At 30.5% G+C, this 24,278-nt stretch carries 26 protein-coding genes and 1 riboswitch; of the genes, 3 read left to right on the top strand and 23 right to left on the bottom strand.

Features of this window, described 5'->3' with window-relative positions; genetic code table 11:
• Positions 1-4: 4 nt before the first annotated feature.
• Positions 5-622, bottom strand: a complete 618-nt coding sequence (gene gmk / locus MPAN_RS06340) for a guanylate kinase (RefSeq protein WP_176238824.1) — start codon at positions 620-622, stop codon at positions 5-7.
• Positions 623-755: 133 nt separating this feature from the next.
• Here gmk and MPAN_RS06345 point away from each other — a divergent pair, with 133 nt between their 5' ends.
• Together MPAN_RS06345 and MPAN_RS06350 are read left to right on the top strand one after the other, a co-directional pair.
• Complete coding sequence (locus MPAN_RS06345) at positions 756-2,315, top strand: Rqc2 family fibronectin-binding protein (protein ID WP_176238823.1); 1,560 nt, start codon at positions 756-758, stop codon at positions 2,313-2,315.
• Between the two features lie 103 nt (positions 2,316-2,418).
• Entirely contained in the window at positions 2,419-3,021 is a 603-nt protein-coding gene (locus MPAN_RS06350; RefSeq protein ID WP_176238822.1) for a superoxide dismutase, read from the top strand.
• Between the two features lie 52 nt (positions 3,022-3,073).
• Here MPAN_RS06350 and MPAN_RS06355 read toward each other — a convergent pair whose 3' ends face one another.
• The 4 genes from MPAN_RS06355 to fusA form a co-directional block, all read right to left on the bottom strand.
• Positions 3,074-4,330, bottom strand: coding sequence for a cation:proton antiporter (locus tag MPAN_RS06355; RefSeq protein WP_176238821.1), 1,257 nt, complete (start codon positions 4,328-4,330; stop codon positions 3,074-3,076).
• A 150-nt stretch (positions 4,331-4,480) separates the two neighbouring features.
• Entirely contained in the window at positions 4,481-5,032 is a 552-nt protein-coding gene (gene hpf / locus MPAN_RS06360) for a ribosome hibernation-promoting factor, HPF/YfiA family (RefSeq protein ID WP_176238820.1), read from the bottom strand.
• A gap of 13 nt (positions 5,033-5,045) precedes the next feature.
• On the bottom strand, positions 5,046-5,258 hold the full coding sequence (locus MPAN_RS06365) for a hypothetical protein (RefSeq protein ID WP_176238819.1): 213 nt from the start codon (positions 5,256-5,258) through the stop codon (positions 5,046-5,048).
• 191 nt (positions 5,259-5,449) lie between these two features.
• Positions 5,450-7,507, bottom strand: coding sequence for an elongation factor G (gene fusA / locus MPAN_RS06370; protein WP_176238818.1), 2,058 nt, complete (start codon positions 7,505-7,507; stop codon positions 5,450-5,452).
• Between the two features lie 136 nt (positions 7,508-7,643).
• On the opposite strand from fusA, the gene yidD reads away from it, so the two are divergent.
• Positions 7,644-7,907, top strand: a complete 264-nt coding sequence (gene yidD, locus MPAN_RS06375) for a membrane protein insertion efficiency factor YidD (RefSeq protein WP_176238817.1) — start codon at positions 7,644-7,646, stop codon at positions 7,905-7,907.
• Positions 7,908-7,965: 58 nt separating this feature from the next.
• Here the strand turns inward: yidD and MPAN_RS06380 are convergent, their stop codons facing one another.
• From MPAN_RS06380 to MPAN_RS06465, 18 genes are all read right to left on the bottom strand, one after another.
• Positions 7,966-8,592, bottom strand: coding sequence for a V-type ATP synthase subunit D (locus MPAN_RS06380; RefSeq protein WP_176238816.1), 627 nt, complete (start codon positions 8,590-8,592; stop codon positions 7,966-7,968).
• On the bottom strand, positions 8,585-10,033 hold the full coding sequence (locus MPAN_RS06385; protein ID WP_176238815.1) for a V-type ATP synthase subunit B: 1,449 nt from the start codon (positions 10,031-10,033) through the stop codon (positions 8,585-8,587). Before MPAN_RS06385 ends, MPAN_RS06380 begins: the two co-directional genes overlap by 8 nt.
• Positions 10,034-10,043: 10 nt before the next feature.
• The gene (locus MPAN_RS06390; RefSeq protein ID WP_176238814.1) at positions 10,044-11,795 is read right to left on the bottom strand and encodes a V-type ATP synthase subunit A; all 1,752 of its coding nucleotides are present in this window, start codon (positions 11,793-11,795) and stop codon (positions 10,044-10,046) included.
• A 9-nt stretch (positions 11,796-11,804) separates the two neighbouring features.
• Positions 11,805-12,410, bottom strand: coding sequence for a V-type ATP synthase subunit E (locus tag MPAN_RS06395; protein ID WP_176238813.1), 606 nt, complete (start codon positions 12,408-12,410; stop codon positions 11,805-11,807).
• Between the two features lie 10 nt (positions 12,411-12,420).
• Positions 12,421-12,729: a V-type ATP synthase subunit F gene (locus MPAN_RS06400; protein ID WP_176238812.1), complete on the bottom strand. Its 309-nt coding sequence runs from the start codon at positions 12,727-12,729 to the stop codon at positions 12,421-12,423.
• A gap of 17 nt (positions 12,730-12,746) precedes the next feature.
• Positions 12,747-13,196, bottom strand: coding sequence for an ATP synthase subunit C (locus MPAN_RS06405; protein WP_176238811.1), 450 nt, complete (start codon positions 13,194-13,196; stop codon positions 12,747-12,749).
• A gap of 18 nt (positions 13,197-13,214) precedes the next feature.
• A complete protein-coding gene (locus MPAN_RS06410; RefSeq protein ID WP_176238810.1) occupies positions 13,215-15,137 on the bottom strand; it encodes a V-type ATP synthase subunit I in 1,923 nt (640 codons plus the stop codon).
• 10 nt (positions 15,138-15,147) lie between these two features.
• Positions 15,148-16,185: a V-type ATPase subunit gene (locus MPAN_RS06415; RefSeq protein WP_176238809.1), complete on the bottom strand. Its 1,038-nt coding sequence runs from the start codon at positions 16,183-16,185 to the stop codon at positions 15,148-15,150.
• 15 nt (positions 16,186-16,200) lie between these two features.
• Positions 16,201-16,518 (bottom strand): hypothetical protein, encoded by a 318-nt coding sequence (locus tag MPAN_RS06420; protein WP_231756753.1) that lies wholly within the window; start codon positions 16,516-16,518, stop codon positions 16,201-16,203.
• Between the two features lie 44 nt (positions 16,519-16,562).
• Positions 16,563-17,993: a proline--tRNA ligase gene (proS, locus tag MPAN_RS06425; RefSeq protein WP_176238807.1), complete on the bottom strand. Its 1,431-nt coding sequence runs from the start codon at positions 17,991-17,993 to the stop codon at positions 16,563-16,565.
• A 12-nt stretch (positions 17,994-18,005) separates the two neighbouring features.
• Complete coding sequence (locus MPAN_RS06430) at positions 18,006-18,353, bottom strand: hypothetical protein (RefSeq protein ID WP_176238806.1); 348 nt, start codon at positions 18,351-18,353, stop codon at positions 18,006-18,008.
• Positions 18,343-19,194 (bottom strand): CvfB family protein, encoded by an 852-nt coding sequence (locus MPAN_RS06435; protein ID WP_176238805.1) that lies wholly within the window; start codon positions 19,192-19,194, stop codon positions 18,343-18,345. The genes MPAN_RS06430 and MPAN_RS06435 overlap by 11 nt, the downstream gene beginning before the upstream one ends.
• Positions 19,195-19,263: 69 nt before the next feature.
• Complete coding sequence (locus MPAN_RS06440; RefSeq protein ID WP_176238804.1) at positions 19,264-19,989, bottom strand: Fic family protein; 726 nt, start codon at positions 19,987-19,989, stop codon at positions 19,264-19,266.
• Between the two features lie 79 nt (positions 19,990-20,068).
• The gene (locus MPAN_RS06445; RefSeq protein ID WP_231756754.1) at positions 20,069-20,821 is read right to left on the bottom strand and encodes an amino acid ABC transporter ATP-binding protein; all 753 of its coding nucleotides are present in this window, start codon (positions 20,819-20,821) and stop codon (positions 20,069-20,071) included.
• Positions 20,814-21,566: an amino acid ABC transporter permease gene (locus MPAN_RS06450; RefSeq protein ID WP_176238803.1), complete on the bottom strand. Its 753-nt coding sequence runs from the start codon at positions 21,564-21,566 to the stop codon at positions 20,814-20,816. The genes MPAN_RS06445 and MPAN_RS06450 overlap by 8 nt, the downstream gene beginning before the upstream one ends.
• On the bottom strand, positions 21,563-22,399 hold the full coding sequence (locus MPAN_RS06455; protein WP_176238802.1) for a transporter substrate-binding domain-containing protein: 837 nt from the start codon (positions 22,397-22,399) through the stop codon (positions 21,563-21,565). The genes MPAN_RS06450 and MPAN_RS06455 overlap by 4 nt, the downstream gene beginning before the upstream one ends.
• A gap of 71 nt (positions 22,400-22,470) precedes the next feature.
• Positions 22,471-22,635: riboswitch (Lysine riboswitch) on the bottom strand.
• Between the two features lie 129 nt (positions 22,636-22,764).
• Positions 22,765-22,962: a cold shock domain-containing protein gene (locus tag MPAN_RS06460; protein ID WP_176238801.1), complete on the bottom strand. Its 198-nt coding sequence runs from the start codon at positions 22,960-22,962 to the stop codon at positions 22,765-22,767.
• A gap of 140 nt (positions 22,963-23,102) precedes the next feature.
• Positions 23,103-24,275 (bottom strand): MFS transporter, encoded by a 1,173-nt coding sequence (locus MPAN_RS06465; RefSeq protein ID WP_176238800.1) that lies wholly within the window; start codon positions 24,273-24,275, stop codon positions 23,103-23,105.
• Positions 24,276-24,278: the final 3 nt, after the last annotated feature.

Below are 24,278 nucleotides of genomic sequence, written 5' to 3' on the forward strand. Positions count from 1 at the left end.
TATATTATTCTCCTATCATCTTTAAATAATTATGAATAGTTCTTGCGGTCTTAGCATGCTCTGCACGTATAATCGCCATGACTCTATCTGCAGCATTATTTACTTCATCATTAACAACAATGTAATCATATTTATGAGCAAGCAAAAACTCTGATTCTGCTTTTGCCATTCTTTGTTGGACAACTTCTAAAGCTTCTGTCCCTCTATTTTTTAATCGATCATATAGCGCTTTTTTCCCTGGTGGAACCAAGAAAATAAATACAGCATCTTTCATTTGTTTACGAACTTGTAAAGCACCTTCAACTTCAATTTCTAAAACAACTTCTTTTCCTTTATCCAGTTGTTCTTCTATTTTATCTTTTGGTGTACCATAATATTGGCCTACAAATTCTGCCCATTCTAAAAACCTGTTTTCTTTAATGCGTTTTAAAAACTCTTCTTTTGAAACAAAATAATAGTCAACGCCATCAATTTCTCCATCTCTTGGTGCTCTAGTTGTCATTGAAACTGAGTAAACTAAGTCATGATTAGGCATTTGAAACAAAGCTTTTCTAACTGTACCTTTACCGACGCCAGAAGGCCCAGAAAGGACAACTAACAATCCACGTTCATTGAGTTTCATAAGCGCCTCCTTGTTTCATATTACCCTTTATTATATATGATATAATGCCTTAAGTAAAGACAAAGCAAAGACTTTATTCAAAAAGAACGTTTTCAATTGATTATTTAATGTTAAAATAGATTAGAGGTGTCATATGATCATAGATGGTGTATTTATTAAATATTTGATAAAGGAACTTAATATAAATTTAGAAAAGTCACGATTAGAAAAAATATATTTATCTAGCGAGACAACTTTTGTTATGCAATTTTATCATCAAGGAAAAAAACATAAATGTGTAATTGATTTAAACCCAAGTACTTTTTCTGCATATATAACACAAAAACCTTTAACATCAACAACAAATTCTCAATTTTTAATGACTCTTAAAAAACAATTAGAAGGTGGAATTCTTAATTCTATAACACAATATTTAACTGATAGAGTCTTAATATTTGATTTTACACTTTTTGATTTTATTGATGGCCCAGTAAATAAGTCATTAATTTTCGAAGCGATGGGCAAACATTCCAATCTTCTTCTTGTTAAAAATGATGTCTTGGTCGACACTTATAAAAAAATGTTTTTTGAAACAGGTAGACAATTAATCCCTGGTGCAAACTTTGAATTCTTCCCAACTGATAAAAAAGTTTTTGATCATATTGACTATAACACACTTGATAATCCTAAAATGCTAACTAAATCTTATATGGGCATATCTTTAAAACTTGCAAGCTTTCTATTTGAAAAGCAATTACAAATTTCTGATTTAGTTTTAAACCCCACTAAAGACATAACCTTAAATAATGGCTACTTCATGGATATCTTTCCTAGTGATCATGAAAAGAAGACTTATGAAACTTTATCTGACTTATTAGATGACCAAAAAATTGTAAATAAACAATTTAGACAATCATATCATCTATTTATAGAAAAACACTTAAAAAAACTTTTAAATAAAAAGGAACAATTAGAAAAAGCTCTTAATGACTCTAAAGAACAGTTGAAAAATAAAGATAAGGCAGATTATATTTATCAAAGTCAAATAGATTTACATACAAAACAATCGACTCTTGAAATATATGGTATGACAATTGTATTAGACTCTCAAAAAACTTTAAATGAAAATGCACAAAAGTTTTATAAATCATATCATAAAGCTAAACGTGGACTCGTCCATATCAGTCAACAAATTAAACAAAATAATATACTAATTGATCTCTTTGAATCTTTTAAAACATATATAGATATCGCATCAGAAAAGGATATTAAAGATATCGAAAATGAACTAATCCCCTATGGATATAAAGCTAAAAAACAAAACATAAATAAGAAACAAAAACATACACCTAATATATTGACTGTAAAAGATGATCAAGCTACTTACTTAGTTGGTAAAAATAATATACAAAATGAATATGTAACACATGAACTAGCTAGATCTGAAGATTATTTTTTCCATGTTAGAGGAGCTCCAGGTAGTCATGTGATTGTTAAAACAAATAACTTAAATGAGTTTGTTATTAGAAAAGCTTCTATGTTAGCAGCTTATTATTCAAGTTTAAAGCTTTCTTCTAGTATTCCAGTTGACTATACACTAGTTAAATATATTAAAAAGATTCCAAGAGTACCTGGCTACAAAGTACTTATTAAAAACCAAAAAACTATGTTTATCGATATTGATCAAGAAAAAATAGAAACTTATATAAAATAATTATAATTTTTTATTATATAATTTTTAAATAAACTTGTGCATATGAGTTGAATATGCACAAGTTTTGATGTAATATAAACTTATAAATTAGGAGGTATTAACTATGAAATTCGAATTACCAAAATTAAATTATGCATATGATGCATTAGAACCATTTATCGATGCTAGAACTATGGAAATCCATTATACAAAGCATCATCAAGGCTATACTAACAAATTAAATGCGGCTTTAGAAAAATATCCAGAATTAGACACACCACTTGAAAAACTATTAGCTGATTTAACACTAGTACCACAAGACATTAGAGGTGCAGTACAAAATAATGGTGGTGGATTTTTTAATCACAGATTATTCTGGACAATCTTAAAAGTAAACAATGGTCAAAAACCAAGTGGAGCTCTAGCTAAGGCTATTGATGAAGCATTTGGATCATTTGATGCATTTAAAGAAACTTTCGCAAATGCAGCAGCAACTCGTTTTGGTAGTGGATGGGCTTGGCTTATCGTTACAGAAGATGGCTTAAAAGTTGTCTCTACACCAAATCAAGATACACCACTTGCTCAAGGAACACCGGTTTTAGCTTTAGACGTATGGGAACATGCTTATTACTTAAATTATCAAAACCGTCGTCCTGATTATATTTCTGCATTCTTCAATGTAGTAAATTGGGATAAAGTAGCAACTTTATATAAAGAAGCTCTATAAAATTTAAATTTTATAAAAATAAAACCAGTCGATTGACTGGTTTTTTTATATTTTATTTTGAACCTTCTAGTTGTGATACATCTGTAATAACGACTTCTTTAGGCTCATTGGATTCCCCAATTTTTTCAATTGTATATTTAAAAACAATTGGACCAACAATTTCAAAGAATAGAATACCAGCTAAAACAACTGTTTTAATGAAAATTGCTTGCTCTGCAGGGAATATTGATGAAACGGCAACTAACATACCAATTTCAACCCCACCTTGAGAAAGTAAACAAAACCCTGTATTATTTTTAACAACTTTTGGTGACTTAGCCATAACAGCACCTAAATAAGCACCACCAATTTTACCAATACTTCTAAAAACTATATAAAGAACTGCAACTAAACCTGCGCTTTTTAAAACAGATAATGATAATTGTGCTCCTGCAAGTGTAAAGAATACAATGATTAATGGTCCACTAAAGTTTGATAATGCAGCACCTTGAATTTCAAATGGTTCTTTTTTAATAAAGTTTGTAAATACCATACCAATCATCATAGGTGTTAAAATCATTGATAAGCTATATGTATGTGCAATATAAACTGCAATTAAAACACTAGATAATGAAAATACTAGATATGCAATATATTTGTCTCTTTTTGGAAGTTTATAAACAAAGAATTTTGATATTGCGCCTAATACTAGTCCAAATACTGAACCTACTGCAATAGATAAGAACACTTCAATTAACGGTTCTATTAACGCATTTTCTAAACTTAAATTCCCATTACCAATAGTTGCTACTGCAATAGAGGTGAATAATCCAAAGATAATAACCCCAAACATATCATCAATACCAACAACTGGAATAACAGTATCTGTAACAGGACCTTTAGCTCGTAATTTTTTAACGATAACCATGATTGGTGCTGGTGCAGTTGCTGTTGCAATTGCTGAAAGCGTAAGAGCTAACCATAATCTACCATCAATTAAGTAAATAAATAAAAACACGATTAATGCTGTAGCCAATGCTTGAACAGATGTAATTGTTAAAATTGATTTCCCGCTTTTTTTAACCTTTGGTATCCATAATTCAGTACCAATTTGATATGCAATAATACCTAATACAAAATTAGTTATGATATCAAAACTATTAACTGCTTCAACCCCAACAATATTAAATACAGAAGGTCCTAATAAAACCCCTGCAATAATGTACCCTGTAATTTCTGGAATTTTTATTAATTCAGCAAGTTTCCCAAAAACAAATCCTGCTAATAAAGTAATCGCTAAATAAAATAAAAATATGTAAATATCAACCATGTAAACTTCATCTCCTTTAATGATGTGCTATAAATGCATGTGCTAGGTCTATAACCCCTATTATTATACTCTTCTAACATAAAAATTCAAGTGAAAGTCAATTTTTATTAAATAAAAACGATTTCAAAAAAAAAGGAAGCAATTGCTTCCTTAAATAGGTTGTGTTTCTATGATGGCAAAATCTCCATCATCTCTTCTATAAACAACATTAGTCTTTCTAGTTTCGCGATCTAGAAACACATAAAAGCCGTGTCCTGATAATTCCATTGCTGAAATAGCTTCTTGTGCTGTCATTGGTTGTAAATCAATTTTTTTATTTTTAACAAGCTGAGCTGCTAAAATATCTTTTTCTAATTGCTCAGCATCAAATTCGTTTGAATAAGCTTGTCTGATTCCTTCTTTTTCCAGATGATTTTTAAGTTTATCTTTATATCTTCTTATTTGTGAAACTAACTTATCATTTGCTCTATCGATTGCTGAATACATATCTTTATCAGAAACCTCAGCTCTTACGATAGTCTTTTTCGCAAATACATTTACTTCAACTTTGTGATGATCTTTGTATACTTTACATACAACTCTGATCTCATCAACTACTTCTGGACCAAAAAAGGATATTACTTTAGTAAATCTTTTTTCAGCGTAATCTTTAATTGCATTTGTTGGAACGAATCCATTTTTTCCTAAAATTTCGAATTTCATAGTCATTCTCCTTTTATTCTATTTTATCATATAGTGTCAAGAAATATATGTCACCAAGCTTTATGGAGTCATATAAATTCAATAATTCTTCATTTAAATAATCATCAATTAGTAAAATATGTGTATGAAAGTTATGCATAAAATCTATGATATATGGTTTATAAAAAGACATATGTGCTAAGGGTGAGATATCATCACTAGTTTGTATAAGGCTCTGCCATATCATGACACCTCCTTTAATTGGAATCATACTTCGTTTTGGTATTAAAGGATATTTTTGATAACATAACTCACAAATATGATGTCTATTGATTTTAAAAATGTTAAAAAGATGTTTTCTAGTTGTTATTTTTTTCTTACATATCTCACAAAACATAACAAGCCCTCCTAAACAATGTTAGTTGGGCTTTGTCTGTTTTACTTTTTATATGCTTCTACAATTTTATCTATAAGTTGATTTGGTACTTCATCATATCTAACAAACTCACGTGAGAAAGAACCTGACCCTTGAGTTAAAGCTTTTAAATCAATTGCGTAAGATACGATTTCAGCTTCTGGAACTTCCGCTACAACAACTTGGAATCCTTCAACTTGGTTCATACCAATTACATGACCTCTACGTTTACTCATATCGCCCATTACATCACCAACGTATTGGTCTTTAACTGTAACTTCGACTTTGACTATTGGTTCTAAAATAGTTGGTTGGCAAGTTTTAACTGCATCTTTGAAAGCTAGAGAAGCTGCAAGTTTAAATGAAAGTTCATTTGAGTCTACTGGATGGTAAGATCCATCAAATAAAGTCGCTTTAATATTAATCACAGGGAATCCTGCTAAAGGACCATGTTCAAATGTTTCAATTAACCCTTTTTCAACAGCTGGGTAGTAATTACGAGGAACTGCACCACCAAATACTTCTTCTTTAAATACGAATAATTCTTTAGATGGTTCAAAACGGATTTTAACATGACCAAATTGACCAGCGCCGCCTGATTGTTTCTTATGTTTACCTTCTGCTTCAACTTGCTTTTTAATTGTTTCTCTATATACGATTTTTTGATCTTGAACATCAACTTCAACTTTAAACATATTTTTCATACGTTCTAAAACATAGTTTAAGTGGGTCATTCCTTGACCACCTAATAAAAGTTGTGCTGTTTCTTTATTTCTTAATATTTCAAAGGTTGGATCTTCGATATTGATTCTATGAAGTGCCATTGAAATTTTATCTTCATCATTTTTATTTTTTGGATGTACTGCAATATAAATAACTGGTGTTGGTTGTTTAACAGGTTCATACATGATTTCATTTTTTGGATCAGATAATGTAAATCCTGTTTCAATACCATCCATTTTTGCAATTGCACACATATCGCCAGCATGGAAAGTTGTTTGTTCAATAAGATTCTTTCCACTAATTGCTGATAGATTTGAAATCTTTTTTTGTTGTTGTGTATTTGGTATCACAATTTCTTGTCCAGAGGTTAAAATACCTGAATTAATTTTAACTAAATTAACTGTGCCTAAGAAAGGATCAACAACTGTTTTGTAAACATATGCTGAAAATGGTTCATCATCATGTGTTAAACGTGTTACTTCTTCTTTAGTTTTTTGATCTATAGCAGTCAAAGGTGCTAATTCATCTGGTGCAGGTAAATAATCAATTAACATATTTAATAATGTTTCAATACCAATTGTTTTTGTAGCACTACCTACAATTACAGGTGTTAGTTCGCCTTCAATAACACTCTTATGTAGTGTTTGTTTGATTTTTTCATCAGGAATTTCTTCGCCTGATAAATAAAGTTCTAATAATTCTTCTGATGTTTCAGCAACACTTTCTATGATTAGATTATGTAGTTCATCAATTTTAGGTCTTTTTTCTTCCCAAATTTCTGCATCTTTACATACATCACCATCATAAATTCTTGCATTCATATCAACAACATTTACGAAACCTTCAAAATTTTCTTCATGACCAATTGGCCATGCAAATGGTACAGCTTTTTTACCAAGTTTTTCTCTTATTTCTTCTAATACTTTTTCGAACTTGACATTTTCTTTATCCATTTTGTTAATAAAAAGTATTGCAGGTATATGACGTTTTCTTACTTCATTCCAAACGCGTTCAGTACCAACTTCAACACCTTTTGATGCATCGATTAATATAATTGCGCCTTTAACAACTTCTAATGCTTGATTTAAATCTCCTACAAATTCATCGCTGCCTGGTACGTCTAAGAAATTAAGTTTGTAGTTTTTCCATTCTGCTGGAATTAAACTCAAAGAAAGACTAGTTTGTTTATTTTGTTCTTCAACTAAATAATCAGAAACAGTGTTTTTTCTTTCAACTTCTCCCTTTTTTTCGATACCGCCAGAAACAAATAATAATGATTCTGACATGCTTGTTTTTCCAGTTCCCTGGTGTCCTAAGATGGCTATGTTGCGAATCTCTTTGGTGGTATACTCCTTCATCCTTTACCTCCTGTAATCGTTTTCAGTTTCTATACTTTTATTATAGCATAAAAAATAACAAGAATATAGATGTTATACATGAAATCTAAAATTTAACATAATCATCAAGTAGTGATATAATAAAGATGGTGAAATTATGAATAAAAATGCAATTAAACTCATTGAGTGGTACCAAAAAGAAATATCTCCAAACAGTAATCACAAGTGTAGACACACCCCTACTTGTAGTGCTTATGCAAAAACTTCTTATGAACGCTTTAATTTTTTTAAAGCTTCTTTTTTGACTACAAAAAGAGTGCTTACTTGTAATCCTTTGTTTAAACCTAAATATGATCCAGTTCCTGAAAAAAAAGTGAAAAAGAAATCTCTCAAAAAGAATATAGAAAATAAAAGTGAATAGATTTTATTCACTTTTTTTATGCTTATATAAAAAAATAAACTGCATTCAATGCAGTTTATTATTCTAATGATTGTTTCTTATCTTGTTGGCTCTTTATCATTTTTTGTCTAATAAATGCCTCGCGTTCTTTTTCTTCTAAAACCTCTGAAATATATTTAATATTTGCTTGAAATCTTGGAATAACGACATTTTCTAATGCATTAGCTCTTTTTTGTGCTTTTCTAATTGCATTAGCTAATCTATACGTCGCGTTATCAATTTCCGCTAATTTTACAGTTAAATCCCGAACCTTTTGGAACATTTTATATGCATAGTCAAACTTTGTATTTGTAGCTCCAATACCATAAGTGACTTTAACTGGTGTAGACACGTGAGTTACTTTAGGAATTTCCACACCCATCACTGATCGATAAGTGACACTTAATCCTGAATCAATTGGTATCGATTTTGCAATATCAGAAACAATACCCAAAGTAATATTAGCTTCTTGTAGTGCTCTATAAGCTTTGGCAAATGTATCAGAAATCTCATTTCTCAATAATTTGACATCATCTAATAAAGTCATCATTTCACGAATTAATATATTTCTTTTTCTATCCATGAGTTCATAACCTTTTTTAGCTAATTCATTAGACTTTTGAATTGTCATCAAATTCCCTTTGGTAGGAAAAACTTGATTATTCATGTCTCTCATCTCCCTTAAGCTCATTAATGATTGGCTTAGTTACGATGTTAAATCTCTCAACTGCTTTTTCATGATGGTAAAATTTATCTAAAACTTTTTCATCTACACGATGAAGTTCATCTTTTGGAAGCACGGATAGTAAATCCCATCCTAAATCAAGAGTATCAATGATATCTCTATTGGTTTCAAATCCTTGATCTAAAAAATGTTTTTCAAACAATTTTCCAAATTCAATATATTTTCTATCTACTGGACTCAATTCATCTTCACCAATAACTGATGCAAGACTTCTTGCGTCTTGAACTTGTGCATATGATGCAAAAAGTTGATTACTTACTGATGAATGGTCATCTCTTGTATACCCATCACCAATACCGTCTTTCATAAGTCTCGATAATGAAGGTAGAATACCAACAGGAGGATAAATACCAACTTGTCCTAATTCTCTACTTAATACGATTTGACCTTCTGTAATATATCCAGTTAAATCTGGAATAGGATGTGTGATATCATCATTAGGCATTGTTAAAATAGGAATTTGTGTAACTGATCCTTTAGCACTTTTTACAATACCCGCACGTTCATATAATGATGCAAGATCTGAATATAAATATCCTGGATAGCCCTTACGACCTGGAATTTCACCTTTAGAAGAAGAAAATTCTCTTAAGGCTTCACAATATGATGTCATATCTGTAAGTATGGTTAAAACATGCATATCATGTTTAAAAGCTAAATATTCAGCTGCAGTTAAAGCAAATCTTGGTGTTAATGTTCTTTCAATGATTGGTTCATTTGAAAGATTTAAAAACATCACAACTTTGTGCATAACACCAGCTTCTTCAAATTGTCTTTTGAAATAGTCGGCAACATCATTTTTAACACCCATAGCAGCAAATACAATACAAAAATTATCACCTTGATCTTCAGCAATCTTCGCTTGCTTAACAATTTGTACAGCTAATTCATTATGTGGCATACCAGAACCTGAAAAAATAGGTAATTTTTGTCCACGAATTAAAGTTGTTAATGCATCGATAGATGAAATACCTGTTTGAATAAAGTTTCTTGGATAAACTCTTGCTACAGGGTTAAGCGGATGTCCGTTTATATTTCTGGTTTCGTCAATATAAACCTCACCTAATCCATCAATTGGTTTACCTGAACCATTAAATATTCTACCTAAAATTTCTTTAGATAATGACATTTCAACAGGATGTCCAGAGAATTTAGTTTTTGTGTTTGTTAGTGAGATATTTTGCGTTCCTTGAAATACTTGAATCGCAACTCTTTTCCCTTCAATTTGGACAACACGTCCAAATCTAGATGGTTGATCGGGCAACTTGATTTCTACCATTTCTTCAAATCCAACGCCTTCAACATCATCTAAAAAGATTAAGGGACCTTTGATCTCATCTAATCCTATATATTGGAGATTCATGATTTCCCTCCTATTTTATACGTTTTATCGTACGATCTATTGATTTATAATATTGATCAAATTGATCGAGTTGATCATTTGGTACATCATATTTCATTTTTATGACTTGATCAAAAATACTAGTTTCTAATAATAAATTAAGTGATTTACCTTCTTCAATATAGTGCTTAGCTTTATCATATAAATATAAAATAACAGCCATCATTAAATTTTGTTTCTCTAATGGTACATATGTATCATCTTTATGAAAGGCATTTTGTTGTAAAAAGCCATAACGAATCACTTTACCAATTTCAATAATAAGTTTTTGATCATCAGGTAATATATCTGCACCAATAAGTTTAGCAATTTCTAACAATTTATTTTCTTCAGCTAACACAGCCATGATTTCTTTTCTATTAGTTAAAAATGATAATCCAACATTTTGATCATACCATTTAGTTAAATCTAAGACATACTCAGAATAGCTTGTATTCCAATTGATAGCTGCATAATGTCTTGCATAAGCTAATTGCTTATCTAATGCCCAAAAGCTTCTTACAAAGCGTTTTGTGTTCTGTGTGACAGGTTCTGAAAAATCTCCGCCTTGTGGAGATACAGCTCCAATAATAGTTACTGAACTTTCTGCATGATTTAACGTTTCCATATATCCAGCTCTCTCATAAAACTGAGCAATACGAGATGGAAGATATGCAGGAAATCCTTCTTCAGCTGGCATCTCTTCTAAGCGCCCACTGATTTCACGAAGAGCTTCGGCCCATCTTGATGTAGAATCCGCCATCACTGCAACATGATATCCCATATCACGATAATACTCTGCAATGGTAACACCTGTATATATACTTGCTTCACGAGCCGCAACTGGCATATTTGATGTATTTGCGATTAATACAGTTCTATCTAGTAAAAGTTTATTTGTACGTGGATCAATTAATTCACCAAATTCTTCTAAAACTTGTGTCATTTCATTTCCACGTTCACCACAACCAACATAAATAATAATATCAGCATCACACCATTTTGCAAATTGATGTTGCATCATAGTTTTTCCAGTTCCAAATCCACCTGGTACAGCAGCTGTTCCACCTTTAGCAATCGGAAAAAGTGTGTCAATAACACGTTGACCACTAATTAAAGGTTTAGAGATAGGTAGTCTTTGAAAAACAGGTCTAGCTGTTTTAATTGGCCATTTCTGTGTAAGATTTAATTCGTAAACATTTCCGTGTGTATCCTCTGTTTTAACGATACAATCAAACAATGTATAAGTTCCACTCTTTTTAACTTCAATGACTCTTCCATCAAATCCTTTAGGGACCATAAGTCTATGCTCTATCATATCAGTTTCTTGAATAGTCGCATAAATCTGCCCGAATTTAAGAAGGTCATCTTTTTTAACAGTAATTTTGACATCCCATTTTTTAGTTTTATCAAGTGGTTCAACATCACTACCTGTAGGTATATAGATACCTTCTTCTTTAGCGATTTCTTTTAAAGGGCGTTCAATCCCATCAAAAATATTCGTTAATAAACCAGGTCCTAATAACGCAGATATTGGCTCTCCTGTAGGATATACAGGTTCACCAGGTACAATACCAGTGGTTACTTCATAAACCTGAATGGTTGTTTTTTCTTTGCTAATTGAAATAACTTCACCTAAAAGTTTTTGTTTTCCAACATAAACCATTTCAAGCATATGAAAATCAACAGCATTTTTAACGGTAACAACAGGACCGTTAATCGAGTAAATTTGATTTTTAGTCATGGCTACCTCCTAAGTTCTAATGAAAAGTTTAGAGTTCTTAAAGAACCATTCTTTTCTCTCTTTGAGATTAGTATCAATCGTTTCATCAATTTCAACTTTATCTGATGGTATTTCAACAATAAAACCACCAATACGAATATCATGTGAAACTTTAATTTCATATGATGATGTCATGGTTTTTTTGATAACATCTGTTATTCTTTGATCAATTTTAGATATGTTAAAAATAACTTTTTTATTTTTAACGTAATCATTGATTTCTTTGATTTTTTTATTCATCAAATTATCATAATCTTTAGTTTGAATAAAATCTCCAAGTTCTAATAAAACACTTTGAAAAACCATATTAATCATAAACGATCTCTCTTTAATAAGTTTTCCATCAAATCCAACACCAATTTTATTTATCTGATCTTGATATTCTATTTGAAGTTCTCTTAGTTCTTTATTTAATTGTAAATTCTTTTTTACCATTAAGTTATCTTTGATTTTTTTCATTTCTTTTGCATATAAATAATCGATTTCTTTTCTGAGTGCACTTAATTTTACATCTGCTTCTTTATTTATTGCTTTTTCAAAGTAACGGTAAAGCTGGTCTTCATTGTAATATGCCAATATCCTCACCTCACAGCTTGACGCCAATAGCTTCACTAATGTATCGGTCAATCTCTTCTCCGATATTAGCACCACCATGTCTGTCTGGTATTTCAACAATAAGTTGTCTTGATTGAGTAAGTTTTAATTCTGAAATAACATTAGGTGCAAGATTCACAAGTTTAGTCGTCACTAAAATAACTGCAATAGAAGGATCTTCTAATGCATCTTCAAGTGCAAGTAAAAATTCTTTTCTTTCATGAACGATAACACCATCAATGCCCACTAATCTCATACCTACAAGACTATCTACATTGTCACTAAGTAAGAAAAATTTCATTAAAATCCTTCTTTCGATTAACCTAAATTATTAATAATTAAAATTGATATAAGTAGTCCATAAATTGCAACCCCTTCACCAAGTGCAACAAAGATAAGTGATTTACCAAAGTTCTTTTCATTTTCAGAAAATGCACCAATTGCTGCTGGAGCTGCGGCTGCTACTGCAATACCTGCACCAAGAGCTGACATACCTGTAGCCAGTGCTGCACTTAAGAATCCAAGACCTTGAGCAAATGTTCCAACAATAGATACTGGATCACCTTCTGCTGCATAGATTTGTGGACTAATAAACATTTGTAGGACAAATACACCTACAATAACTGTAAAAAATCCTGCAATATGAGTTAACAATCTTCTTTTTGCAGACTGAACTGTTACCTTACCTCTAAATACTTTAATTAAAGGTAGAGTAATCAAAACTACTAATAATAATGGTAATAAGACTTCTATTAAACTTAAATACATTTTTATATTCCTCCAGATTTATAAATTTAAAGCGTTGAACGCAACGCCGTTACCTTCGTAATAGCGAGAAAACATTTCATAAAACTCAAGTCTCAAGACTTGAATACCTACAATCATACCTTCTAAGCCCATAACAAATATGTTACCAAAAATTAAGACCAATATACTTCCTGATCCACCAACCATTGTCATCAGACTTGTTACAACTAACATCATCCCTGCATGTACAAGCAAGAATCCACCAACACGTAAAAATGATAAGGTGTTTGTAATATAAGATAAAACAATTTCAAATAATTCAAAGAATCCTTCTACAAAGAATCCACCAAAACCATTTGGAAACAATTTGTGCCCTCGAAATCTTCTCTCAAGTGGTTCTTTAAAGAAAATAAGAACCAATGGAATTCCAAGAAACAACAAAATCGTAAATATATTAAATACTTGAATTTGCAATCCAAATTGGAGTGCTACTCCAACAAGAATAAATCCATATAATAATAGTCCTGCAAAACCATTATGAGATGCAATAACTTCTGCATATCGTTTCTTCTTCAAAAGTGTAAAAATATTTAATATCATCGAGACAACAATCAAGAATGCTCCAAAACCAATTGCAATAATAAGTAGCGTCATTGTAAATTCTGAATCCATGACATGCACCGGTTTTTCAGCAAATCCTATTGCCCTATAAAGCGGATTTAAGAGTTCTTCATTGCCAAAAACTGATCCATAGATAAGTCCAAATACCGCTGAAGACAATCCAATTCTAATGCCTACTGCTCCTAGTTGCATGCCTTTATATTTATAAGCTAGCCAACCAATGAGTGCTAAGACTAGACCTTGTCCTAAATCTCCAAACATCATTCCAAATAATATGGAATATGTAATTGCAACAAATGGAGTTGGATCAATATCTTTATAACCTGGCAATCCATACATTTCTACAAACATTCCAAATGGTTTAGAAAACCAACCATTTTTTAGTTTTGTAGGTGGTGTAATTCTTTTATCGCTATCTGCATCCTGAATTTCAATGTCTATATCATCTTTAATATCAGAAAATGCAGCTTGGACTTTATCAACATTATGCTCTTCAGTAAAACCTGAAATAGTGAATTTATCACCAAGTCCAACAACATATTTTTTAGCTTCAAAACTACGATTTAAGAATAATAACTCGCTTTTAATACACGCTAAACGATTGCTACATCCACATGTAATATCATACATATCAGCTTTATATTGATCAATCATTTTTTGTGCTTGTTTAATTTCTTCTTCTAATGCAGCAATTGCATCTTTTGGTTTACCATGTACAAAGTCAGGAATGTGAATACGTTCAAAGAATAATGAAGAGAATATATTATCCACTTCTCGTTTATATTCATCAGTCGTATAATACATACACCAACTATTATTTGCATCATGATTAAAAGATTTAAATACAAAAGGTCTAGATTGGAAAAATCTTAATTTTTCTACACTATCATTAGGTAATCGACCAAATCGAATTGAAATAAATTCACAAGCGAATAAATCATCTAATGGAATATCTAAACTCTCTATATTATGAACTTGTATTAATGCATCATTGTATTTTCTAATAAAATCCTGCAACTCTTTAATATGATCAACTTCAGTATTTAATCTTTCTTTGATTTCTGTCATGTAGTCATACATTTCATTAAAATTATAATTATAATCTTTTAACTCAATGTTTGGAAGATTTAATTCATATTTCTTCTCGATTTCATCTAAATCTTGAAGTAAGGGTTGACAAGGGTTTTCTGCAACAAATGAAGTTGAACCATGTACTCTTTCAACAATTTCGCTAGCTAATACTGGATGAAAATCCTTAAGATCTACGAACCTTGTTAAAACAGAATCTAAATTTGTTGTATTAGAAGTGATATCTACAAGTTTTATTTTTGCTATAGCCATCTTTTTCCTCCTAATAAATTAACATTTGTTTCATTTCAATTTCACTAACTTGATATCTAATACCTTCAATAATGTTAGTTATGTTTTCTATTTCTATTTCAGCAAGTGTTATAAAAGCTGTATAAATTTTTGGTACTTCAGTTGAAAAATACATAAATTTCTTAGCTAAGTCATATCTGATTTGTCCAGCATAATATTCAATATAAACGTAATCTTTATCATTTTTAAACAATTGATATTCCGAATTTGCTAGATATCCTAAAATCTTATCAGGATCTTTTAAAGCAATCATTTCATCAATTCTCTTTTCATTGATTCTACTATGTTTTCTTACCAATACACTTTTGATTGTAACTGGGTCTGAATGATAAAATTTCTTTAAACGATATATTTTAATAATATTTGACAATTCTATTCTTGTTTGGAATATTGCTTCTAAATCTTTTTTTAATTTCCCTTTATAATTATTTTCAATACGCATAAATGCTTGATCATAATAATAAGATTCTAAAGCATGTTCAATATCTAAATATCGAATATTATCTTTATTTTTAGTGTAATAGGGAACTAAAATATTTTCATAAGGTGTCCCTTTAAGTGCTTCAATGAGTGCTTCAAAGCTTTCTACTTTAAGTATTTTTTTAATATCTATCTCTGAATGCGTATCAAAAAAATAAGGTATTTTCCCTTTATTGTCTTCAATTTCATCAGAAATAAAAGTTCTGATTACTGATAAAATAATTTCATTTTCTTGTTTCACAATATTTAGTTCATAATATTCAGCATCTTTTGAATAAACTGATTTCATCAATTTTAAAATATTATCAAATGCATTTTTCTTTATTAAGGCTTCTAAATTACCTCTATGAATAGCATTCTCTGAAACATCTTTTAAAATATCTTGATAGTGGGGGTGTTTCTTTAAAAATGCTACTAAGTCAGATACACTATGATATTTAATTAGTTTTTCATAATCAGATGGTTTTAGAAACTGTCCATACATTGATTTTGCTTTTGATATAAGTGCATTATTAGACCAAGAACTCATCTTCTCACCCTCTTATTATGGTTTTATACAAGCCTCATAAATATCTTTAATCCAACTATCTCTATTTTCTTTATATTGTTTTTGAATATCTTTTAGTGTTTTATCATATGTATTTTTTTCTTTTTCTTGACGCGCTTTAATTTCTTCTTGATAAGAAGTTTTTCTTTCGTCTAAGATTTTTTTATTATCTTGATCATATGATTTTTGTAGTTTAACAGTTTCAGTTTTAAGGCGTTCATCAAGATGATCTTTTTCTTTTTTTAGTTCATCTATTTTTATTCTAGCCTCTTTATCTAACTGAATTGTATTTTTAATGATTGAACCTTGCATCATCTCACCTCTTTTAGATACTTAAATGTAGTTATATTATACAAAAATTAGTAAGCTCTAGCAAACCATACGGTTTGAATAGCTTTTTCTCCAGTTACTGGACAAATTTTAGTAATAAGTTTTTGTTCAAATGGAATAACTCTAGCAGTAGCAGTTGTATCTGCTTTTATTTGTAATTCTGCTTCTTCACCAGAGATACTCATCGCAACATATCCACCTTTTTTAATAAGTTCTTTAAATTCATCATAGGTAGATGCTTCATATGTATTTTTATTTACATGATCTAATGCATTTTGATACATTTTTTCATGCATATCTTTTAAGATATCTTTCATATTTGAAGCTACATCTTCAACTTGATATGCTGTCTTTTCTCTGTTGTGTCTAGTTACAACTACAACTTCATTTCTTTCTAAATCACGTGGCCCTATTTCTATACGTATAGGAACACCTTTCATTTCATATTCACTAAACTTCCATCCTGGAGATTTATTTGAATCATCTATTTTAACTCTATATCCCAAGTCTTTTAAACTTGTATATAAAGTTTCTGTTGCTTGTTTAACACTTTCTTTTTTCCCTTGAATAGGAATAATTATGATTTGTGTAGGCGCAATATAAGGAGGTAAAACTAGTCCTTCATTATCACCGTGTACCATAATAACTGCACCTATAAGTCTGGTTGATACTCCCCAAGATGTTTGATATGCAAATTGGAATTTATTTCTTTCGTCTTGGAATTTGATATCAAAGGCTTTAGAAAACTCTTGTCCAAAATAATGTGTTGTACCTGATTGTAGCGCTTGTCCATCATGCATAAGTGCTTCTATAGAATACGTTTCTACTGCTCCAGCAAATTTTTCTTTTTCCGTTTTTCTACCTGTAACAAAAGGAATTGCTAATAGTTCTTTTCCTAAATCAGTATATATGTCTAACATATCTAAAGTTTCTTTTCTAGCTTCTTCTTCAGTTTGATGAACAGTATGACCTTCTTGCCATAAAAATTCTTTTCCACGCAAAAATGGACGGGTTGTTTTTTCCCATCTGACTACTGAACACCATTGATTATATTTTTTAGGTAAATCTCTATAAGAATTAATTATTTTTTGGTAATGTGTGCAAAATAGTGTTTCTGATGTTGGTCTAATGATAAGTCTTTCACTTAATTCTTCAACACCGGTTGTTGTGATCATCGCAGTCTCAGGTGCAAACCCTTCTACATGATCTTTTTCTTTTTGAAACAAAGATTCTGGTATAACCAAAGGCATATAAACATTTTCATGTCCAGTTTCTTTGAACTTTTGATCCAAATACTTTTGGATACCTTCCCATATTGCATAGCCATATGGTCTATATATAATAAAACCTTTGACATCACTATAGTCCATCAATTCTGCTTTTAAGCATAAATCTGTATACCATTGTGCGAAATCTTCATCTCTTGACGTTACATTTTCTACTAATTTATTTTGATTCATATAATCACCCTACTATTGATTTTTTAGTTTTGATATAATACTTAATACGATAAACATGAACACTCCAAATATAATAAACGATGGTAGCACAAACATAATTCTACCCATTGTGAAATTTCCTAAAAAAATAAAAAGTACAACAAACCCAAATATGAAAAATAAAATTGAAGCATTTGAAATCACATTGATTTTAGTATTTAGTTTATTTTTATTTGGTTTTTTATATTTTTGATCTTTATATATTGAGCGTTCTTTAAAATAATCTTCATCGTCTCTAATTTCTTCAGCTTTATCTAATTCATCCCAGAATTTATCATATTCTGCAAAAGGATCTTTAACTTCTCTTTTGTTATTTTCCATCTTTTTTAACTAAAATTGTTTTTCCATCAACAAAGTCAATTTTCCGCTCCTTATATAAGTGACCTATAGCACGCTTAAATGCTTTTTTACTCATATCAAAAGTTTGTCTTATGTCTTCAGGAGAACTATTGGAGTCTAAATCTAAATCACCATGTCTAATTAAAGTAGATAAAACTATATTAGCATCATCAAATATTCTAACTTCTTTTTGTTCTATTAAAGATCCAGTAATACCTTTATCTGATATAAACGTTACATTGATTTTTGCCTCTTGACCTAATCTATAAGTGCCTTGATACATAGATTCATGAACAAATACTAAATGACCTTCTTCTGATAAGAAATTAAGTCCATATCGTCCAATGTTTTGTAGATATGCTACTACTTCATCTTTTACTTTAAGTTCTTCTTTTGGTTCTAATATAATATCTGCTCTAGTTGCGAGTTTTGCAACCATTTTACCCTTGATATGTAGAACAACATAAATCTTGTCGCCAATAATGGGCCACAAGGCAGTATTAAACGGTAAATCATCTTGAGACAATAAAACATCTTTAGATATACCCATATCCAGAAAGACTCCTAAATCAGGATGAACATCTTTAACTGTTAAAAAAGCTGGTTTATTTACTGTAATATAAGGGACCTTAAGTGTAGCTGCTACACGTCCTTTATGGTCTAAATATAAAAATGCATCAACTAAATCCCCTGGATTTAATGGTTGGTGCAAACTTTCATTAAAATGAAGAAATACTTCATCTTGTTCACTTGTTAGCATATACCCGATATCAGTCTTTCTATCGACCGTTAATTTTTGATTCTCACCTATTATTATTGACATTTTATCACCTGTTCTTATTTTAACATAAATCTATGTAAAAATCACATAGAAAAGAGTGCAATTAAGCACTCAAATATCTAACTCTTTTAAGACTTCTTCATATCGTTTTATAAGTAGGTCTTTAAAGAAATTTGTTAATGGGGTTAAATCTTTTTCTATTTTAAACTTTTCTAGTTTTGCTATATATGTTTCACGTGATTCTAGTGGAATGGAAATCGGTAGGAAATCCTCTTTAATTAAGAAGTAATTTAAAACCAATTTAGCTAATCTACCATTTGCATCTACAAATGGATGAATTTTTGCAATACTTGCATGTGCATATGTTGCTTTTTCTAACGGATTACCTTTAAATTGCTCTAAATTTCTAAAGAATTTAGCCATGCGATCGTATACTTTAATATGATCTGGTGGCTGATGGGCTGCACCAAATATATTAATATTTACATTTCTGTAGCAACCGCCTTGGAATATGCCTTCTACTAAAATTTCGTGGATATCTTTTAATTTTTCTTCATCAAATACTTTAGTGCTTTTTGCTTCGTTTTTAACGAATTCATAAGCTTTAAGATGATTCAATATTTCTTTTTGTTCTCTTTCGCTATACTCCAGTAAAGCTTTTGATTGGCTTAAACGTTTTACATCTTCATAAGGGATCCTATTTTCTCCCATGCCAACCGCATCATAAGTATATGTCAATTTGAACTTGTCTTCTACCTCAAGCAAATGCTTTTCATCGCATTCTTTTATGACATTACTTAGATGTTTTCGCTCTACCTCTAATATATCTTTCTCCATACTATCAACGCTCCCATCTTTGAATTTATTATATCATAAAAACGCTAACATAAACAACCGCAGAAAAAAAAACACTTTTTCACAAAGTGTTTTCATTTTTGACAAATCTTTTCAAAAATAATTGTGTTCTAATTTCTTTAGGTTTTTCAAATATTTGCTCTGGTGTCCCTATTTCTGCAATGACACCTTGGTCCATAAAAACAACTCTATCTGATACCTCTTTTGCAAAGCTCATTTCATGTGTAACAATCACCATAGTCATACCTTCTAGAGCTAATGCTTTAATAACTTCTAACACTTCTCCAACCATTTCAGGATCAAGAGCACTTGTAGGTTCATCAAAAAGCATAATTTTGGGATTCATGGTTAATGCTCTTGCGATAGCAACTCTTTGTTTTTGTCCACCTGAAAGCTCTGTTACAGGATGATTGGCAAAAGCTAGCATATCAACTTTTTCTAAAAAATGATAGGCGTTTTTAGTTGCTTCTTCTTTTGATAAACCAAGAAGTTTGATAGGCGCTAATGTACAATTGTCTAAAACTGATTTATTATTAAACAAATTAAAAGATTGAAAAACCATACCCATTCTCATTCTCAAATGATCAATATCAGTCTTTGAGTCCATTAAATCATCACCTAAAAAATAGATGTGCCCATCATCTGGTTCATTTAAAAGATTTAAACATCTAAGTAACGTTGTTTTACCAGAACCAGAAGATCCAATAATGGTAACAACTTCCTTTTCATGTATATCTAAATTGATGCCAGTTAAAACAAGTTGATCACCAAATCTTTTATGAATATTTTGTATGCTTAATATTGTATCAGACATGTGCTTCAACCTTTCTTACTGCAGGTTTTCTATTTTCCAAATAATGAACCACCTTACTTGTAATATAAGTTAAGGTTAAATACATTAAAGCTGCAATAAAAAATCCTTCGGTTGTTCTATAATTAGGTGCTGTGGCAAGCTGAGTAGCTCTAAATAGCTCTGTAACACCTATAACTGATAAAACTGCAGTATCCTTTAAGTTCACGATAAACTCGTTACCTATAGCAGGTAGTGAGTTTTTAATCGCTTGTGGTAAAACAATAAGAAACATCGCTTTTCTTCTTGAAAATCCAAGTGATCTTGCTGCTTCCATTTGCCCTTTATCAATACCATTAATCCCACTTCTTATCACTTCAGCAATATATGCAGTTGTATTAAGTGTAACAACGGTTAGTCCAGCAACTAAAGGTGTCCACCAAGATAATCTAAATCTTGAGATACCATAATAAAATATCATAGCCTGTACAATCATTGGTGTGCCTCTAAAGACAGTTATATATATATTTGTAAATATATGCCCTAATTTTTTAGAGATTTTTTGTATGATATGATCTCGTCTTTTATCTATTTCTTCTGTTCTAATTACTGTTAAAAATAATGATAAAATAAATCCTCCAACAGTTCCAACAATAGATAATAAAAGTGTGTAGTAAATGCCTTTAAAGAAAAATGGGGCATAGGTTTCTATCAAATACCATACAGTTTGAAAAAACTGATCTCTACCAGGCAGAGTTGCATAAATCACGCTTGTGGTTGACGCGTAAGTGCAGCTTCCATATATCCATTTCTAGTTTCGGTTGAAATACCAGCTAAGATATCATTAATTAAAGCTAACAAAGTTACATCTTCTTGTCTTAGAGCAACTGCAACAGCTACATCTGCATCACTGACAGTAAATCCATTACCTTCTGTAAAAGAAATATATGTGAATTGATCAGGATTAGATTGAACAACACCTTGTGCAACAGGAAGTTCTGCAACAAATCCATCTGCAGCTTGATTAGTTAATGAAGTTGTTAACGTTGGATAATCATTTAATGCATCTAAATGCGTAACATTATTGATTTGATCAATCAAATCATCTTGAAGTGTTCCTAATTGTGCAACAATTCTAGCTCCATCAAAATCTGATAATGAAGTAGCATTACTATAATTCCCATCTGTATTGACAACAATAACTTGTTCACTTCTATAATATTCATCTGTAAAATTTACAGTTTGAGCTCTTTCAGCTGTTGGTGACATACCTGCAATAATTAAATCAATCTCACCTGATAATAATGCTGGAATTAATCCATCCCATTCAATAGCTTTAACAACTAACTCAAGACCTAATGCATCTGCAATCTCACCAGCCATAACAACATCAAATCCATCGACATACATATTAGATTGACCATCTAATTTTACAGTAAAATCATTTTGTGTTGGTGTAGCCCAATTAAATGGTGCATATGCAGCTTCTAAACCAACAACAATCTCAGTTTGGGTTTCAACATCAAACTCACTTGTTTTCCCACAACTAGCTAACCCTAAAACAAACACAAACAATAATACACTTAAAAAAATTCTTTTCATACTCTTTTCCTCTTTTCTTTGTTTTTTAAACAAAAAAAGCACCCAAGAGGACACTTACCATAATAAAATATTATTTTACTAGCGCCTCTACTGTTTAGTAGGAGTGTTATAAGTATTTCCTATAACCCCACAAGATCTTATGCCTAAGATTTTGTTCGGCGATGATTACCTTTCCAATTCTTCATAGTCTGCCGACTCTAAATTGTACTCATTTACATCGCTACCTCTGTAATGCTCTTAAATTGTATGAATTTATTGTAACATAGGAATTAAGTATGTCAAATGTAAAACGTTTTCACTAAATAAAAAAAGAAGAGGGAATTCATCTTGTGAATTCCCTTTTACTACCTAGATAATGTTTAAAATTATACTTTATTAACGTTTGCCGCTTGTGGTCCACGGTCGCCGTCTTTAACTTCAAATTCTACTTGGTCGCCTTCTGCTAACGTTTTGTAACCTTCAGTTTGAATTGCTGAAAAGTGTACAAAAATGTCTTTGTTATCTTCTGATGAGATAAATCCATATCCCTTATCAGAGTCAAACCATTTTACAGTGCCTTTCATATACGATACTCCTTTATTTAGATCTAACAACTTAATGTCTATTTATATTATACACGATAATTTATAGAATACAAGGTTTTAGCTGATTTATTTATACAAAAATAAAAAATTATTTTTATCCTACAACTACTTATTTCACTTTAGTAGTTAACGCCTTTACAGACTGATTTTAAGCGTGAAATAAGTATAAATGCTAATATTAAAAGCACTAAAATAGATACATAAATATATGTAGTTTTACCTAAAATATCTAAAATAGATCCTGAGATTAATGTCGATAAGATTGCACCAATACCATAAGCAGTAAATACCAATCCATAGATTTTAGAGTAATGGTTTATATCAAAATATTTTTTAATCATTGATGGCATTATGGATAACCAAGCTCCTAGATTAAACCAGAAAAGACCATAGGTTAAAGCGAAAAAATAAAAATTTGATCCTTGATTGAATATACCGATACCTGCAGCTAAACCAATTAGAACTAAACTTGCAATTGAGGGTTTTATAATGTCATATTTATCAATCAAGTATCCAAACATAGGTCTTGCTATTCCATTACATAATGCAAATATAGAAATAGACAACATTACAAACTTACTATCAAATCCATAATAATTAACACCGACTTGATAAGATAGTCCTATCATCATCAATCCTATAGCTGTTGTGATTGTAAATAATCCATAAATAATCCAAAAATTTTGATTGATAACTAATGAAGGTTTATTATTTTTACTTTCAATTAAAGTTTCCTCATTAATTTTAAAAAATAAAGATAACGGAACTTGCGTTATTAAAAAAATGATGGATAGGATTAAAAATGTTGTATTTAAATTATATATCGATAGAAATAACTTCCCTAAAGGTGCTGTTATCAAAGGAGATAATCCAAAGCCTAATAAAATAATGCCTGTATACAATCCACTTCTCTTTGGAAAGTATCGCTGCATGATATAAACAGGAATACCATAAACCATACCAACACCAATTCCAATTAACATACCATATGATAAAGTGAAAATGATAAAATTATGAGTTACAGAAGAAACAAAAAAACCCAAGACAATCATCATCGAACCTAAAAAAACGATTTGTCTTAGATTTTTATTATTGATATATCTACCTGTAACCATCATTGCTAAAGCATAAAAGCTTAAAGATAGCATATACGGTAGTCCGCTTAATAGAGTATTGACTTGATATATTTCTTTAATGTCTGTTCTAAATATACTATATGCATAAACTGTACCCATAAGTAGCATCATATAGAAACTGATTAAAATGATAAATGTTAGTTTTCTTTTTGTCATGTG

Origin of the sequence: Mariniplasma anaerobium (assembly GCF_016865445.1) — a bacterium.
Lineage (GTDB): Bacteria > Bacillota_I > Bacilli_A > Acholeplasmatales > Acholeplasmataceae > Mariniplasma > Mariniplasma anaerobium.

Excerpts from the sequence above, each read along its gene's own strand:
- MPAN_RS06435 (WP_176238805.1), bottom strand. The coding sequence starts at position 19,194 with ATGTCAATAATAATAGGTGAGAATCAAAAATTAACGGTCGATAGAAAG.
- MPAN_RS06390 (WP_176238814.1), bottom strand. The coding sequence starts at position 11,795 with ATGACTAAAAATCAAATTTACTCGATTAACGGTCCTGTTGTTACCGTT.
- MPAN_RS06355 (WP_176238821.1), bottom strand. The coding sequence starts at position 4,330 with ATGGTTGATATTTACATATTTTTATTTTATTTAGCGATTACTTTATTA.
- proS (WP_176238807.1), bottom strand. The coding sequence starts at position 17,993 with ATGAATCAAAATAAATTAGTAGAAAATGTAACGTCAAGAGATGAAGAT.
- MPAN_RS06440 (WP_176238804.1), bottom strand. The coding sequence starts at position 19,989 with ATGGAGAAAGATATATTAGAGGTAGAGCGAAAACATCTAAGTAATGTC.
- MPAN_RS06380 (WP_176238816.1), bottom strand. The coding sequence starts at position 8,592 with ATGAATAATCAAGTTTTTCCTACCAAAGGGAATTTGATGACAATTCAA.
- MPAN_RS06415 (WP_176238809.1), bottom strand. The coding sequence starts at position 16,185 with ATGAGTTCTTGGTCTAATAATGCACTTATATCAAAAGCAAAATCAATG.
- MPAN_RS06350 (WP_176238822.1), top strand. The coding sequence starts at position 2,419 with ATGAAATTCGAATTACCAAAATTAAATTATGCATATGATGCATTAGAA.
- MPAN_RS06400 (WP_176238812.1), bottom strand. The coding sequence starts at position 12,729 with ATGAAATTTTTCTTACTTAGTGACAATGTAGATAGTCTTGTAGGTATG.
- MPAN_RS06385 (WP_176238815.1), bottom strand. The coding sequence starts at position 10,033 with ATGAATCTCCAATATATAGGATTAGATGAGATCAAAGGTCCCTTAATC.
- hpf (WP_176238820.1), bottom strand. The coding sequence starts at position 5,032 with ATGAAATTCGAAATTTTAGGAAAAAATGGATTCGTTCCAACAAATGCA.
- MPAN_RS06460 (WP_176238801.1), bottom strand. The coding sequence starts at position 22,962 with ATGAAAGGCACTGTAAAATGGTTTGACTCTGATAAGGGATATGGATTT.
- gmk (WP_176238824.1), bottom strand. The coding sequence starts at position 622 with ATGAAACTCAATGAACGTGGATTGTTAGTTGTCCTTTCTGGGCCTTCT.
- fusA (WP_176238818.1), bottom strand. The coding sequence starts at position 7,507 with ATGAAGGAGTATACCACCAAAGAGATTCGCAACATAGCCATCTTAGGA.
- MPAN_RS06405 (WP_176238811.1), bottom strand. The coding sequence starts at position 13,196 with ATGTATTTAAGTTTAATAGAAGTCTTATTACCATTATTATTAGTAGTT.
- MPAN_RS06410 (WP_176238810.1), bottom strand. The coding sequence starts at position 15,137 with ATGGCTATAGCAAAAATAAAACTTGTAGATATCACTTCTAATACAACA.
- MPAN_RS06455 (WP_176238802.1), bottom strand. The coding sequence starts at position 22,399 with ATGAAAAGAATTTTTTTAAGTGTATTATTGTTTGTGTTTGTTTTAGGG.
- MPAN_RS06345 (WP_176238823.1), top strand. The coding sequence starts at position 756 with ATGATCATAGATGGTGTATTTATTAAATATTTGATAAAGGAACTTAAT.
- MPAN_RS06420 (WP_231756753.1), bottom strand. The coding sequence starts at position 16,518 with ATGATGCAAGGTTCAATCATTAAAAATACAATTCAGTTAGATAAAGAG.
- MPAN_RS06430 (WP_176238806.1), bottom strand. The coding sequence starts at position 18,353 with ATGGAAAATAACAAAAGAGAAGTTAAAGATCCTTTTGCAGAATATGAT.
- MPAN_RS06445 (WP_231756754.1), bottom strand. The coding sequence starts at position 20,821 with ATGTCTGATACAATATTAAGCATACAAAATATTCATAAAAGATTTGGT.
- MPAN_RS06365 (WP_176238819.1), bottom strand. The coding sequence starts at position 5,258 with ATGATATGGCAGAGCCTTATACAAACTAGTGATGATATCTCACCCTTA.
- yidD (WP_176238817.1), top strand. The coding sequence starts at position 7,644 with ATGAATAAAAATGCAATTAAACTCATTGAGTGGTACCAAAAAGAAATA.
- MPAN_RS06465 (WP_176238800.1), bottom strand. The coding sequence starts at position 24,275 with ATGACAAAAAGAAAACTAACATTTATCATTTTAATCAGTTTCTATATG.